The organism is Pedobacter sp. B4419 (assembly GCF_059693725.1).
In genome coordinates, this window is the sequence record NZ_JCASSL010000001.1 from 1641843 (window position 1) to 1655978 (window position 14136).

The 14136-nt window shown below is 37.2% G+C and carries 12 protein-coding genes and 1 tRNA gene; 4 read left to right on the plus strand and 9 right to left on the minus strand.

All coding sequences use genetic code 11. The annotated features are described in order from the left end of the window. Positions 1-2: 2 nt before the first annotated feature. The 4 genes from AC570H_RS06660 to fucP are packed head-to-tail and all read right to left on the minus strand — an operon-like array spanning position 3 to position 5041. Positions 3-1328 carry an alpha-L-fucosidase gene (locus AC570H_RS06660; protein WP_497352973.1) on the minus strand — a complete coding sequence of 442 codons (1326 nt, stop codon included), beginning with the start codon at positions 1326-1328 and terminating at the stop codon, positions 3-5. Between the two features lie 15 nt (positions 1329-1343). Further along, complete coding sequence (locus AC570H_RS06665; RefSeq protein WP_497352975.1) at positions 1344-2108, minus strand: SDR family NAD(P)-dependent oxidoreductase; 765 nt, start codon at positions 2106-2108, stop codon at positions 1344-1346. 15 nt (positions 2109-2123) lie between these two features. Continuing rightward, positions 2124-3758, minus strand: a complete 1635-nt coding sequence (locus AC570H_RS06670; RefSeq protein WP_497352977.1) for a UxaA family hydrolase — start codon at positions 3756-3758, stop codon at positions 2124-2126. A 2-nt stretch (positions 3759-3760) separates the two neighbouring features. Next, positions 3761-5041, minus strand: a complete 1281-nt coding sequence (gene fucP / locus AC570H_RS06675; protein ID WP_497352979.1) for an L-fucose:H+ symporter permease — start codon at positions 5039-5041, stop codon at positions 3761-3763. A gap of 167 nt (positions 5042-5208) precedes the next feature. Here fucP and AC570H_RS06680 point away from each other — a divergent pair, with 167 nt between their 5' ends. Both AC570H_RS06680 and AC570H_RS06685 read left to right on the plus strand, forming a co-directional pair. Next, positions 5209-6090 carry an AraC family transcriptional regulator gene (locus AC570H_RS06680; RefSeq protein WP_497352981.1) on the plus strand — a complete coding sequence of 294 codons (882 nt, stop codon included), beginning with the start codon at positions 5209-5211 and terminating at the stop codon, positions 6088-6090. Positions 6091-6229: 139 nt separating this feature from the next. Then, positions 6230-6302 (plus strand) — tRNA-Lys (locus tag AC570H_RS06685). A 326-nt stretch (positions 6303-6628) separates the two neighbouring features. On the opposite strand, the gene AC570H_RS06690 is transcribed toward AC570H_RS06685, so the two are convergent. From AC570H_RS06690 to AC570H_RS06700, 3 genes are all read right to left on the minus strand, one after another. Continuing rightward, positions 6629-6775, minus strand: a complete 147-nt coding sequence (locus AC570H_RS06690; protein ID WP_497352983.1) for a hypothetical protein — start codon at positions 6773-6775, stop codon at positions 6629-6631. 358 nt (positions 6776-7133) lie between these two features. Beyond that, positions 7134-7376, minus strand: coding sequence for a recombinase family protein (locus tag AC570H_RS06695; protein WP_497352985.1), 243 nt, complete (start codon positions 7374-7376; stop codon positions 7134-7136). Between the two features lie 347 nt (positions 7377-7723). Beyond that, complete coding sequence (locus tag AC570H_RS06700; protein WP_497352987.1) at positions 7724-8368, minus strand: hypothetical protein; 645 nt, start codon at positions 8366-8368, stop codon at positions 7724-7726. A 341-nt stretch (positions 8369-8709) separates the two neighbouring features. Here AC570H_RS06700 and AC570H_RS06705 point away from each other — a divergent pair, with 341 nt between their 5' ends. Both AC570H_RS06705 and AC570H_RS06710 read left to right on the plus strand, forming a co-directional pair. Then, a complete protein-coding gene (locus AC570H_RS06705; protein WP_497352989.1) occupies positions 8710-10083 on the plus strand; it encodes a DUF4365 domain-containing protein in 1374 nt (457 codons plus the stop codon). Between the two features lie 2 nt (positions 10084-10085). Beyond that, complete coding sequence (locus AC570H_RS06710; protein ID WP_497352991.1) at positions 10086-11705, plus strand: argonaute/piwi family protein; 1620 nt, start codon at positions 10086-10088, stop codon at positions 11703-11705. A gap of 24 nt (positions 11706-11729) precedes the next feature. On the opposite strand, the gene AC570H_RS06715 is transcribed toward AC570H_RS06710, so the two are convergent. Both AC570H_RS06715 and dgt read right to left on the minus strand, forming a co-directional pair. Then, complete coding sequence (locus AC570H_RS06715; protein ID WP_497352993.1) at positions 11730-12503, minus strand: nucleotidyltransferase family protein; 774 nt, start codon at positions 12501-12503, stop codon at positions 11730-11732. Next, positions 12503-13864: a dGTP triphosphohydrolase gene (gene dgt / locus AC570H_RS06720; protein ID WP_497352995.1), complete on the minus strand. Its 1362-nt coding sequence runs from the start codon at positions 13862-13864 to the stop codon at positions 12503-12505. The genes AC570H_RS06715 and dgt overlap by 1 nt, the downstream gene beginning before the upstream one ends. Between the last annotated feature and the right edge of the window lie 272 nt (positions 13865-14136).

A 14136-nucleotide genomic window follows, 5' to 3' on the forward strand; every position in this document is an offset into this window, starting at 1 on the left:
ATTTATTGTAGTTCTAGTTTGATAATCGTGTCTATTGTTGCTGGGTCTTTTTTGGCCCAAAGATGCAGGCCATCGGCTTCTAATTTATACTCTACTTTTTTTCCTCCATCAAAAAGCGATGCACTTTTCAGTTTTTGATCAAAGTTAGGAACGATCACTTGATCGCTTTCGCTATCATTTAAAATATGGATATAGATGGTTTTGCCTTTACGAGTAGCCAATCCCCATTTTTGAGGCTTGATTACGTTACCTGTAGTGCCATAAATGGTTTCTCCGTATTTGGCCATCCATTTGCCCGTAGCTTCTAAGGTATCTACAAATTCTTCCTGAATCTTACCATTTGGCATTGGACCAACATTCAGCAACAAATTGGCATTTCTGCCTGCAGCCCCCACTAAATATTGAACTACTTGCTTCTCTGATTTGTATTTATTGTCGGTAAGGTTGAAGCCCCAAGAATCGTTCATGGTTTCGCAGGTTTCTACCGGCAATTGGTCTGATGCTTCCTGAAAACTCAATCCAGCTTTGTTTTCTCCCGGAAGGTCTTTTTCAAACATCTGAAAATCTTCGCCAGCAAAAGGACTCAGGTGGTGGTTATTGCCAATCAATGCCCATGGCTGCAGTTTATGGATGAGACCGTAAATCTCGTCGTACTTCCAATCTATTCTCGATGACCTGTCTTTTTCTCCCTCTGGTGCAGTTTGATCCCAATGGCCATCGAACCAAATCCCTGAAATTTTCCCGTAGTTGGTCAACAATTCGGTCAATTGGTTTTTCATAAACTTCAGGTAAGAAGCGTAATCGCCTTTTTTGCCTACGCGACCAGTTTTTTGTCCGGTTTTACCTGTTTCGTGCGGGTAATCTTCCCTACGCCAATCCAGCAACGAATAATACAAAAACAGCTTTACATCTTGTTTATGGCACTCATCTGCCAACAGCTTTACGATATCTTTTTTGTAGGGCGTATTCATGATGTTAAAATCCGAATATTTGGTATCCCATAGGCTAAACCCATCGTGGTGACGCGTAATGAGCGTAATGTATTTCATGCCTGCCCTTTTGGCCAAGCTTACATAGGCCTTCGCATCAAACTCGGTCGGATTGAAAAAATCTTTTAAGCGGGTATAATCTTTTACCTTGATATTTCGGTTGTTCATTACCCACTCTCCGCTGCCTGGAATGCTAAACGGTCCCCAATGGATGAATAATCCAAAACGCATGGCTTCGAAAGCCTTTCTGGCTTCAAGGTTTTCTTTGCTTGGCGTGTATTGCGCTTTTAGACCGAAAGTCGCAAAAAGCAATAGGCAAATGGCTGTGATTTTTTTCATAGCTAGGTGATTTAGTTAGGTATTTAAGGTGGTAAATCCGCCATCAATTGGATAATCTACCCCTGTGATAAACGAAGCTTCGCTGCTGCATAAATAAAGGGCCAAATTTCCAATTTCTTCAGGTTTGGCCATACGACCTATAGGTTGCGATTTAGAAAGCTTATCGAACATTTCCGCTTTGTTATCGGCATAATTTTTCTCCAAAAAGCCATCCACAAATGGCGTATGCACACGTGCCGGAGATATAGATACACAACGGATGTTTTCGTTCAGGTAATCTTTGGCTACGCTCATGGTCATGGCTTTTACGGCTCCTTTGGCCGTGCTGTAGGCAAAACGATCTGCCAGCCCAACCAGTGCCGCAATGGAAGCCATATTTAGAATTACACCGCCACCGCTCTTGCGTAGTTGCGGAATAGCTGCCCTGATGCAGTTGTAAACGCCTTTTACGTTCACGTTCATCACGCGGTCAAAATCCTCTTCGGCAGTACTATCAGCTTTGCCAATGTGTGCAATTCCTGCATTATTAACCAAAATATGGATTGGACCAATTTGTTCGAACACCGCATCTACAGCTGCCTGCTCGGCTACATTGCACTGGTGAACGGTTGCCTTAAAGCCTTGTGCAACAATTTCGTTTACGGTTTGCGTTGCACCAGCCACATCCATTTCGAGGATGTGTACGCTAGCCCCGTTTTTGGCCAATGCAAAGGCTATCGCCTTGCCTATGCCGCTTCCACCACCTGTAACTATTGCTTTTTGATCTTGAAATGAAAACATATTCTTTTGATAAAGTTATAAACTTACCCCTCTTTTCCAAGGGATAAAATCATCTTGGTTTAATTGTACAGCCTTTGGAATTTCTTCGCCACTGGCTACTTTAATGCAATATTCTAAGATATCCTCGCCCATTTCTGCTATCGTTTTTTCACCAGTAATCACTGGTCCTGCATCGATGTCGATGATATCGCCCATGCGCTTAACCAAACTGGAATTGGTAGCTACTTTAATGGTTGGACAAACCGGATTGCCGGTTGGGGTACCTAAACCTGTAGTAAAAAGGATTAAAGTGGCTCCTGCAGCGGCTTTTCCAGTAGTGGCTTCTACATCGTTGCCTGGCGTACAAACCAAGCTCAGTCCGGGCTTAGTGGCTGGTTCTGTATAATCCAATACATCAACAATACTGGCACTGCCGGCTTTACGGGCTGCGCCCATCGATTTGATGGCATCGGTAATCAAGCCATCCTTGATATTGCCTGGCGAAGGGTTCATGTAAAAGCCAGAGCCTACCTGATGGGCCAGATCGTCATATTCTTGCATCAGGCGCATAAACTTGCGCGCTGATGCTTCGGTTTCGCAACGGTCTATCATCTCCTGTTCTGCTCCGCAGAGCTCCGGAAATTCGGCCAAGAGCACTTTGGCACCCAGGGTAACCAATATATCGGCGCAATGCCCTACAGCTGGATTGGCAGAAATGCCACTGAAGCCATCGCTCCCACCACATTTAACACCCACGCAAAGCTGATTTAATGGGGCTTCCTCCCGCTCAATCTGGTTAATCTGCACCAAGCCTTTAATGGTTTGTTTAATGGCATCTTTGATCAGTTCTTCTTCGCTTTGTGCCTTTTGCTGTTCGAAAACAAGCAAGGGCTTATCAAATGACGGATTTCTTTGTAATACTTCTGCTTTGAAATCGGCTACCTGCAGGTGCTGGCAGCCTAAGCTCAGCACGGTAATCCCAGCCACGTTGGGGTGAGTTGCATAGGCAGCCAAAAGCTTGCCCAATGTATGGCTATCTTGTCTTGTGCCACCACAGCCGCCCTGATGGTTGAGAAACTTAATGCCATCAACATTTTTAAAAACCCGATGCCGTTGTGGATTTGGAGCAGAAAGCACTGTATCCAAATCGCTACCATTTTGGTAAGCAGCGATCAAATCGTGTGCATAGTTTTTGTATTTGCCACCAACTGCATAACCCAACTCATTGTGCAAGGCTTCACGGATCATATCCAGATTCCTGTTCTCACAGAAAACCGTTGGGATAAAAAGCCAATAATTGGCCGTACCTACTGTTCCATCGCTGCGATGATAACCTTTAAAGGTACGGCCTGCATATTTGTCAATATTAGGCTTCTGCCACTGATAGTTTGTTTTTCGGTAGATGTAGGGTTCAGTGGCATGCTTGGTATTGTCAATGGTCATTCTGCTTCCCTGAGGCACATCATATTGTGTTTTGCCTACCAAAACACCGTACATGATCACCTCATCGCCTTGTTTCATGTGCTGCATAAAAAACTTATGCTTAGCAGGAATAGGCTCTTGCAATGTATAATATTGGTCTTCAAACTCAATCAATTCTCCCTCAGAAAGATCGCTTAAGGCTACTAAAACGTTATCTTTCTTATTTATTCTTAAAACCTTGTGCTTCATTTTTAGTCGATGGTAAGCTTAACGGTTTCAACTTTTGTTTGCGATACGCGATTAGCCAGTGCAAAAATCAATATGACCAGGAAACACACCAAAGGCACGATGTAGCCATTTTGAATGTTCGAGGTTTTATCGGAAATGACACCTAAAACCGGAGGCAATATGGCACCGCCAACTATAGACATTACAATCAATGAGGAACCGATTTTGGTATCATGGCCCAAGCCTTCAATTCCGATAGAAAATATGGTAGGAAACATAATGCTCATAAAGAAAGGGATTCCGATCAATGCATAAACCACAGCCATGCCACTGCCAAAAATAGCGAAGGCCGATAGCGCCATACAGATAATTGCATAGAGGATCAATAGTTTTCGCGGATTGACAAATTTCATCAGGAAAGTACCAAAGAAACGGCCCAGCATAAATGCCAATCCATAATAACCCAGGTAAGTGGTGGCCGAGTCTTCATTCAGTCCTGCAGCATGGGCACTCATTTTAATAAAGAAACTGCCTACACAAACCTGCGCGCCCACATAAAAAAACTGTGCTAAAATGCCCCATTTTAACTTAATTGATTTTAAGGCACTCGAAAAGCTCGATACGCCTTTGTCTCCTTCTTCTTCGTGTTTGATGTCTGGCAGTTTGGTAAAATAAAAAACAACCGCAACCAATAAAATGATAATTCCCAAAATTAGATAAGGTGCCTTTACGCTGGCCGCCTCATTGCTTAAATAAGCGTGCAGCTGTTCTGGCGACATGGCGTCTTGCTGGGCTTTGGTTAATTCTTTGCCCGATAAGATCATTTTCCCGATATAAGTTGGGGCTACAAAAGCTGCTAAACCATTAAAAGACTGTGAGAAGTTGATTCGCTGGGTTGCCGTTTCTGGCGGGCCTAAAACCGTAACATAAGGATTGGCTGCCGTTTCCAAAAAGGTCAATCCACAAGCGATGATAAACAAAGCGCCCAAAAAGAAACCATAGAGCAAGGTATTCGCCGCGGGTACAAATAGTATAGAACCAATGCCGAACAAAAGCAGTCCGATCAAGATCCCTGATTTGTAGCCATACTTGCGCATAATATAGCCCGCTGGCAATGCCATTAAAAAATAAGCAATGAATACCGATGAATCTACCAATGAAGATTCGAGATCGTTCAAAAGGAATGCCTTTCGCAAATGTGGAATAAGTACCGGATCGAGGTTATGTACAAAGCCCCAGAAGAAAAATAGGCTCGTAACAAGGATGAGGGCAAATAGATATTTATTGCCGGATGTTTTGTTCATAGGTTTAATTTATTTGGTTAGATCAAGCATTAATGGCAAATAGCCATACTGCATTTACAAATAAAGACAATGCGCAGTGCAGTTCATTTAAAAATATTGTCTAAATATTAAATGATTTTGGCATATAAATATTAAATTTAGATTAAAATTGCCAATTTATTTAATAAATGAAGCCTCAGTTATTAAAAGTTACAACCGATCTGATCCATTCTTTTAGCGCAAGAAAGGACACTGTTGCCGATGTGAACAGCCATTGGCACTATCACCCGGAAATCGAATTGATTTATTTTGCCAAGGGCAAGGGCATGCAGTTTATTGGCGATAGCATCCAATCCTTTTCTGCCGGAGATGTTTTGCTGGTGGGCAGCAACGTACCCCATTACTGGCGATATGATGCGGCTGATGGACAAGATAGTGTTGATGTGAGCGTAATCCATTTTAACGAAGATTTTTGGGGAACGGCATTTTTAGAGTTGCCCGAGCTTAACGACATTAAAAAGCTATTACAGCAAGCTCAGCTGGGCATACAGGTAGTGGGCAAGGAAAAAAAACAAATTGCCTCGTTGATTATGCAGACTGTTGAGGCCAAAGGAGGTAGAAAGGTAATTAACCTGATGGAATCCCTGTTGGCCATTTCAGACTGCAAGCAATTGAAAACCTTGGTTTCTGTGGGCTTTAAATATCATTTCCAGGAATCGGAAAAAGACCGGATGCATGCCATTTATGAGTATACGATTTCCAACTTTAAGGAAAAAATAAGCCTCGAAACCATAGCAGGCATTGCCAAAATAAGCCCTAACTCTTTTTGCAAGTACTTTAAGTCGAGAAGCAAGAAACCCTATTCGCGGTTCATTAACGAAATTAGGGTGAGCCATGCCTGTAAGCTCCTGATGGATGGAAAGCTCAACATCAAGGAAATCTGTTTTGAAAGCGGCTTTAACAACTTCGTCAGTTTTCACCAATATTTTAAGTCTATTACCGGAAAAAGTCCTTTGCAATACCAGAAAAGCTTTGTTGATGGCGATGTTCAGCAAGCGATTTCATCTTAAGTTAATGGCCACTTTACAATTAATTTGCTTATAAATCAACAAAGTACGCCTTTAAAGAAAAAAAATCTTGCAGAAAAACAATCATAAACCTATATTTGCAGCACTTTAAAACAAAGCAACTCGCTTCATTTTCAAAGTAGATTCCGTAGCTCAGCTGGTAGAGCATTACACTTTTAATGTAGTGGTCCTGGGTTCGAATCCCAGCGGGATCACCTTTAAACCTTTCAGAAATGAAAGGTTTTTTTATTTGTATTTAACGCTAGGGTTCGAACCTTGGTTCGATTTGCAAAAGGCTTAGGGCAAAGCGCGGGAGCTTTTGTGAGTCTGAGCCAATCCCAGCGGGATCACAAGAGGGAACAACAAATTAGAGTTGTTCCTTTTTTTACGACCATAAAAATCTGTATTCCACACCATTGAAGCTTGGCAATTGACATTCTATTTGGAAGACAGTTTTTAATTTGGTCTAAAAAATGGGGTTATGGCCACATAAAATGTTATTTCTTGGTGTTCGATATCCCTTTTGGGTTATTCATGTTTATCATTTCTTCATCAGTACGATGATAATTCTTGGCTGGTAAAGAAAATCGAGTATCTCAGCCGCTTCAGATTCCTTTACACCCATTCCTTTTTTAACAAGAAGCTGAACTGCTTTTGCTGGAGAAACCTTTTTATCTATAAAATTCATTATTTGAAAATTTTGGGCTGTTGGATATCAATATTTTTGCTAGGGATTATTTAGCCTTAGAGATATTTCTCCTGTTTGAAAGTTTACCTTTTCGGGAGAAAGAAGACAAACCAGATGTTTTTTATCGATCGCATCCAGATCCGAATAAACCCCGAATATATCTACTGATGATCTGTAGTTTCGTTTGCGCTGCACCTCAATGTGACCGAGCTTACTTTCATTATCATTAAGCTCATTTCCAAGATTCTCTAAATTGAGTACATATTCTTCCTTGACCCCTCCAAATCATCAATTTTTAATATGCCTTCCACGAAAAGTCTTCTCGCCTTTGATAATACCATTTTCTGTTGAACCTGTCCTATTTTAGAAAGAGGATATTTTTTTCATCTTTGGTAGGATCCTTTTTGATGACCGAAATTAGTTTCTTCCATTCTGGCCTGTTAAAGTTTTTTGCCGAAAAATCTTCTCTGTAGACACCTCTGATTAAGATATCATTGGATTCACAGTACTTGGACAGGCGCTCTTCCTGCTCTGGAAGCGAATATCCCTTTCTTTTCTGTTCGTCAGTACTGACACGAACGTATAAATAAGCTGATTTCATAATCTTATGCTTTTACCTAACAAAACGTTAGAAGAAAGCAGTCTGATACAAAAGCGATTATGATTTTCAACAGGTCTGCAGTAGCCATGTATATATAATAGTATATGGAGATGATTGGCTCTCTAAAAAACTTTTGCGGAGCAAAAGAACTATTTGGGGCAATGAAGGGAGAGGCAGGAAAAGATCTTGGGAGGAATATGATCGAGGATCTGGAAGGAAGGTCCTAGTTCTGGAAAAGGAAATCCTGTTTAATTGGGTTGCACAGTTTGGAACGGAAAGAATGGGCTACTATTTGGTTCTTCCCCATTTTTACAGAAATATACAGTTTGGTTTGAAATTGTTTTTTCTCACAAGTTTTCTTCTTCAAATTGTTTTTTCATAATGGTAAATAAATCTCTTTGATCATCTTTTACCATTTCTGGAGAAATTATTGTTTTGATCATAATATTATTACCTTCTTTAAATCCAAAACAATAACCATCTAAAGTTGCAGCTGCGAAATTAACAGGTTCATCCTGATGCTGTTCTTCAAAACTTTTAAAACAAGCTTCTACTTGTCTAGTAACAAATCCTCCTGTAAATCCTCTATCTTTTTTAATGTAACTTCTAATGATTTCATCATTGCTGATAGAGTTATCTTTAAGTATTCTTTCCCTGTATCGTTTAAAAAAATGTGGTGCATAAATAGTTACTATTTCCTGTTGAAAAATTAATGACGTTAGATATTTACCTTTTGGTGTGTTATAAACAACATACACAGAAAAGTCTGGTTTATTTTCATCCCTTCTACTTGATGCAGAAAACATTATTATAAATGTATTCTTTTTAATTGGAGTGGTGCATTCGTAAGTTCTTGTAAAAGGGAATTTACTGGCTTTTAAAACCAATCTCCGAAATTCCTTAAAAAACAAATCCTTTTTTGTAACTACGTTACGGTAATCACTTTTCAATTCATTATGAATTTCACTTAAAGACATTGAAGATACTATCATACTCGAATATAGTTGTTTTTTTCATCTAGTTGCCGTGCATGGCGAGATGTCAATATCCTGTAACAAGTGTGCCTTGAACTCAATCAGGTCACCGATGGTCAACAGTTGGTCACGTTGCACCGCTGGCCGTAATGGTGTTTCTTTTATTGCTGTCATAACTGTAAAATTTGATGCAGCAAATATGGTGGGATATGGAAAGAAAGGTACCCGAGTAGGTCGGAGTTGGAAATTAATATTGTAAAACATTGGTTCACTTTGTTGTAGCAAACCAGATGTTAACAACTATAGAAATGATATTTCCCTGTTATCATCTATCTTTATATCTTATATATTAAAAATATATGGCTAAATACGTTCAACAATCTCATATAACTGGCGAAAGTGGTGTTATAAAGTTTAAAGAATATTGTAATAAACATAACCCATTTATCATTTTTAGAGAAATTAAAGAACATGACTACGGAGTTGATGGAGAAATAGAACTGGTAAAATTTGTAGATAATAAGTTGACGGTTAGTGGGAAAGTTATAAAAGTTCAGTTAAAAAGTACAGCTTCAATAAATTCCTATATCAAATCCGTTAGTGACACAGGATTTTCATATTATGCTTCTAAAGATGATTTTGAATATTGGACTGAACATAATTTAGGGGTAATTCTGGTAATTTACAATGCATCGGAAGATCGGATTTTTGCGAAAAAGATTTCAAAGGAAGAGTATGCCTTTAATAAGAAGTTTAGCAAGAATAATACTTATCCAATTCAATTTCTATTTTCAGAAAATGAACTATTTGTTGGCGAGGGAAATTTCTTTGACAAGATAAATGTTGAGTTTTTTAAGCCCCGTGTAGATAATACAATTGAAGAAAACATAATTTCTAACATCTATAGTTTTTCTGCTTTTCCAAAAAAGATATACATTTTCAATACTGATCTAAAAACAAAGAAAGATATTTATAGTAAACTTGATCATGGCATGAGCTTGGCAAAGTTTGTTGTCTATAATAAGAAGATTTACAGCTTTGTGAATATTGCTTTTAATCATCGAGTTTTTAGAGAACAAATCATGTCTGATGAAAATGAAAAACCTGATGAAATATTTTATAGTGATTTTTATGAGGATAAGGCAACATTAAATCATTATGTAGAGTTGATAAATCTATATTTGAGAGATTATTTTACTCGCAGTAGGAAATTATGGTTAAATAGGGATCAAAAGAACAACTATTTTTTTGCTAAACCAGTTGATGCCAATGAGCTTAAAATTAAATACAAAACCAGAAAGCGAGAAGTACAGGGAGAAAGGTTGGTTGTAAATTACTATGAGTATGGCAAAGATGCGTTTTATAGACATTTAGGTTTTATATACTATATCGATTTCATTGGAGGAATACCTATCTTACTGCTTAATTATAAATATCACTTCACAAGTGATGGACAAAAGAGTCTGCCCCCCTTAAAGACCACTTCATTCACTAATAAACTAACTCTACGTGAGTTTAATAATCATGTACTTAACCACCATTATTTTTGGTTTGAATATTTAAGTGATGGGGCTTACTTAATTGATGTAGAAAGTAATGATAATTTTAAAATTAGAATTAAAGCTGCTGAAACTTTAAAAACAGATTTTGGCATATATAAGAGCAAAAATATTGAACCTGCCAAAGTGAAAAAACCACAAACAACTGAAGATAAACAGACCTCATTATTTTAAATATGAAGATAAAATTACTTGATGAGCCGTTTGTTGAATTTGGAGATCAATTTATTTGTGATGATCCCAAAATGGGACTTAGCATTGGGGGATTCTATTCGTCAACGTCCAACACACATCGTTCGCAAATACATTATGCTGTTATCAGCACTGAGGAAAATCAGGAAGATTTGTTGAATTGGATTGATGAACTTTCCAATGGAATTAAGGCGATGCCTAAGGTTTCTAAAAAATTTACCAATGATTACTCGATTGAAGATGGGGTGGTTATGGATCTGGACGACGAAGAGGAGGATGAAAATTCTTCACTTTTTAGTGAAGATGAAGACAGTGAGTTAAATGAAGAAACTTATGAAATAAACAAAAGGGTAAATCCCGACTTTCCCGGTTTTAATGAAGAATCAGTTTTTAAGTGTCAATTTTCTAACGATAAGTCAAACAATAGGATTATTAAAAACAGCTTAGTTGACGAACTTGGGAAAAAAGTAAAAAAGACAGATCAGGATGAGAGTAAAAAGGATTTGGAAAATGCAAATTTAGATAAGGTCGTTAAGTATTGTGAAGTGTTAATTCAGAATTTTAATGACATTCTTACTAACTATATCAGTACAAAACCAAGCATCTGTTTTATTGTTGTACCCGATAAAATTTTCAAGAACTTCGGAAGCTTAGCTTTAGGGAAAAAATATTTCAACCTGCGGAGGTATATTAAAGCACAACTGGTCGCACAACCAAATTCAATTCCTGTTCAATTAATACTAGAAAATACTCTTACACGAGAAGGTAGAAGAAGTCTACAAGATAAATCTATGATTGCATGGAATTTTGTGAATGCTTGTTATTACAAAAATGAAGGTACTCCATGGACGCTTGATATTCAAGATAAAAACACCTGTTTTATTGGAATCAGTTTTAACAAAGTTATTAATGCTGAGGACAATAATGTAAGAGCAAGCATTGCTCAGGCATTTAATTATGAGGGAAAGGGATTAGTGTTTATCGGGAAGCAATTTGAATGGGACCCGAATCAATTTAATACACCTTCACCTCATTTAACTTATGAATACGCTAGTGATCTTATTTCAATGATTTTAAAGGAATATGAGAGATTTAATGGAGTTAGACCTACTAGGGTTGTAATTCATAAAACAACAGATTTTTGGACTGGTGCCATAAACGAGAAATTCGCAGAAACAGAGGGTTTAAAAAAAGGAATTAAGGATACCTTAGGAAGTGATATTGCATTAGATCTCGTTACCATCAAAAGTTCCAAAATAAAATTGTTAAGATCAGAAGGTGAATACCCAGTGATTAGGGGAACATTTTTAGAAATTGAACGTAACTATGGTGTTTTGTACACAACGGGTTATATACCATATTACGAAACATTTCCAGGTATGCATATACCAAGACCATTAGACGTGATTAAATTTGAAGGCGATACGAGTATCACAAAACTTTCTCAGGAGATATTGGCGCTTACTAAGCTAAATTTCAATAACTGTAATTATTATGACGGTCTTCCGATTACAATAAGGTTTGCGCAAAAGGTTGGAGAAATAATTCAATATTTTGATGATGATATTACTAGTCCACCTAACAAGTATTTCTTTTACATGTAATTGATGCCAGATTAATTACCTAGACTAAAAATTAAAAAGCATTTGATTATCAATTTGAGAGTCTAGAATTATTTCGTCAATGTAATCTGAAATTTCCTGATCAGAAAGTATCTGGTATTTCGGATATTTTATCCTCGTTTCTTTCAATATATCAAGGGGAGCTCCTTTTGCATCACGAATTTGACCAATTTTCTTGTTCAAATACATTTTAGTATTCGACGAGTAACTGATATTAAAAAACTTCCTTAAAAAGAATGCCCGTAAAATGTTTGCTTCAACCGTTGGGTTGAGTATCTTATATTTAGGATTTTGTTGAAGGATATCAAGTTGCTTTTTTTCTATGAAATCGTTGTAGTACTTGATATTCAAATTATTAGTATGCAAATTTATGACCAAAGCATCATAGTTATAAAAGCAACCTTTTGCTATACTTTCTAATAGATTATCATCATTTGGCCTGACCAGTTCATTCTTAAAAGCCCAGTTATTTTCCATGCTCCAAATATCGACCTGCAAACTCTCGAACTGTAATTTAATGCCCTTGTGCCTATTTATATCATGGACTATACCTGAAGAACTGACAAAATCTACCAAATGTTGATGACTGATGTCGACGATAATATCTATATCACGAGATTGCTTTTTGTTAATTAAGTCACGTAAGAAACCGCCCACAATATATGCTGAACCAATAACAAATATTTCATAGAGTAAATGCTTTAGCAAAATATTTTCATCTAAAATTTTGCTAAAGCTTACTCTAAAATCTCTTTTTATTTTATTGTAGTCTAGTTCCATTAAATCTTTATGCCCTTTAACTCTTGAAATAGAGATATGGCGTAGGTATCGGTCATTCCACTAATGAAATCAACGATTAGTTGGATTTTTCGATACTCTTTGTTTGGGTATTTTTCAATATCCTCATATACTTTTTTATGACTGGAAGATATAATCTTGTACAGTCTTGCCTCATGGTTGTTACCACTTCCCGCAAAATTATCACTTTTTGCAGCAGAAGTGAATATTTCCAATAGACCATATAGTGCTTCCCAACCAGCAATTTCTTTTTTTAATATAGATTTGGCATCAAAAACATAAGATTGAAGCTTTTTGTATGCCTTTCGTATATCCTTTGCGGTGGAAATCTCTATAATTTCATTTTGCAATTTACCTTGCATGATCTCGTCATAATGATCGTCAAAGCCACCAACAATGCTTTCTATCATAAGTTTTTGAGTAAAAATTCTAAACTTTTGAATGATCAGCGTTTTATGAAAAGGTCCAGGATATTTTTTTATAAGATCATCCAAATAATCTAAAACAACCTTTTTATTTTCTTCCAAATTACCCTCAAAAATTTTTCTTATATCATCAATACCTACGATGCCCAACTTTACACCATCTTCAATGTCGGCAGCGCTGTATGCGATGTCATCGGCAGCTTCCAATAAATAAACAACTGGATGGCGTCGCCCTTCTAGTTTTAAGTAGTCGTTTATTACCTTATATGTCTCCGTCTCTGTTACGAAATAGCCAAATTTTTTCTTCGCAATTTCTAAGGTGGGTTTTTTATTGCCCTCTAACGAGTTTGAAGGATATTTTACAACAGTGGCTAAACTAGAGTAGTTTAAATTGTAGCCATATTGATCACCGAAATAATATAGTTTAGATAAAATCCTTAATGTCTGAACATTACCGTCGAAATTTTTAAAATCTTCCTGCTCAAGCTCAGAAAGTGTAGTTTCGTTCTTAAGAAAATAATCTTTGAAAAATTTCTTGATAGCTTCTTCTCCAAAGTGACCAAAAGGGGGATTCCCTAAATCGTGCACCAATCCAGCCACTCGTAAAAGTGAACTTAAATTTCCTTTTAGTTCACTATCAAGCTCATGTTTTTTTATCAGATAATTTTCAATACTCTGACCAATTGAGCTCCCTATATAAGAAACCTCAAGAGAATGTGTTAACCTTGTTCTAATGAAATCGCTTTGTTCAAGAGGAAAGACTTGTGTCTTATCTTGTAGCCTACGAATTGGTGAACTGGAAATGAGTCGGCCATAATCGTTTTCAAAAGTATTTCTTCCATCAGAATCGTTAGATTGTGACTTAGTTCTAAATCTCTTTTCCGTTAGCAGAAGTGTCCATTTTTCTTTCGTTGTCATATTTGATGAGGTTAATTACTAGATGATTACAAAGATAGACTTATAAAGCTGACTATGAAAAAAGCAACTTATATAATTATTGAAATCACTATTGATTGCACAGGAAAGGTACGCCTTTAATACAGGGTAAATTCTTCCCAAATAACACAGTGTTAAAACTTCAGCCCTATTTTGCCGAACTCTTCCAAATTTCTAAAAATCCTTCTCGTTTGAATCTCTAAGCTTGATTATTTTCTTTACATCATCAATAAAGGCACTCGTCATGTGTACCA

Excerpts from the sequence above, each read along its gene's own strand:
- AC570H_RS06660 (WP_497352973.1), bottom strand. The coding sequence starts at position 1,328 with ATGAAAAAAATCACAGCCATTTGCCTATTGCTTTTTGCGACTTTCGGT.
- AC570H_RS06665 (WP_497352975.1), bottom strand. The coding sequence starts at position 2,108 with ATGTTTTCATTTCAAGATCAAAAAGCAATAGTTACAGGTGGTGGAAGC.
- AC570H_RS06670 (WP_497352977.1), bottom strand. The coding sequence starts at position 3,758 with ATGAAGCACAAGGTTTTAAGAATAAATAAGAAAGATAACGTTTTAGTA.
- fucP (WP_497352979.1), bottom strand. The coding sequence starts at position 5,041 with ATGAACAAAACATCCGGCAATAAATATCTATTTGCCCTCATCCTTGTT.
- AC570H_RS06680 (WP_497352981.1), top strand. The coding sequence starts at position 5,209 with ATGAAGCCTCAGTTATTAAAAGTTACAACCGATCTGATCCATTCTTTT.
- AC570H_RS06690 (WP_497352983.1), bottom strand. The coding sequence starts at position 6,775 with ATGAATTTTATAGATAAAAAGGTTTCTCCAGCAAAAGCAGTTCAGCTT.
- AC570H_RS06695 (WP_497352985.1), bottom strand. The coding sequence starts at position 7,376 with ATGAAATCAGCTTATTTATACGTTCGTGTCAGTACTGACGAACAGAAA.
- AC570H_RS06700 (WP_497352987.1), bottom strand. The coding sequence starts at position 8,368 with ATGATAGTATCTTCAATGTCTTTAAGTGAAATTCATAATGAATTGAAA.
- AC570H_RS06705 (WP_497352989.1), top strand. The coding sequence starts at position 8,710 with ATGGCTAAATACGTTCAACAATCTCATATAACTGGCGAAAGTGGTGTT.
- AC570H_RS06710 (WP_497352991.1), top strand. The coding sequence starts at position 10,086 with ATGAAGATAAAATTACTTGATGAGCCGTTTGTTGAATTTGGAGATCAA.
- AC570H_RS06715 (WP_497352993.1), bottom strand. The coding sequence starts at position 12,503 with ATGGAACTAGACTACAATAAAATAAAAAGAGATTTTAGAGTAAGCTTT.
- dgt (WP_497352995.1), bottom strand. The coding sequence starts at position 13,864 with ATGACAACGAAAGAAAAATGGACACTTCTGCTAACGGAAAAGAGATTT.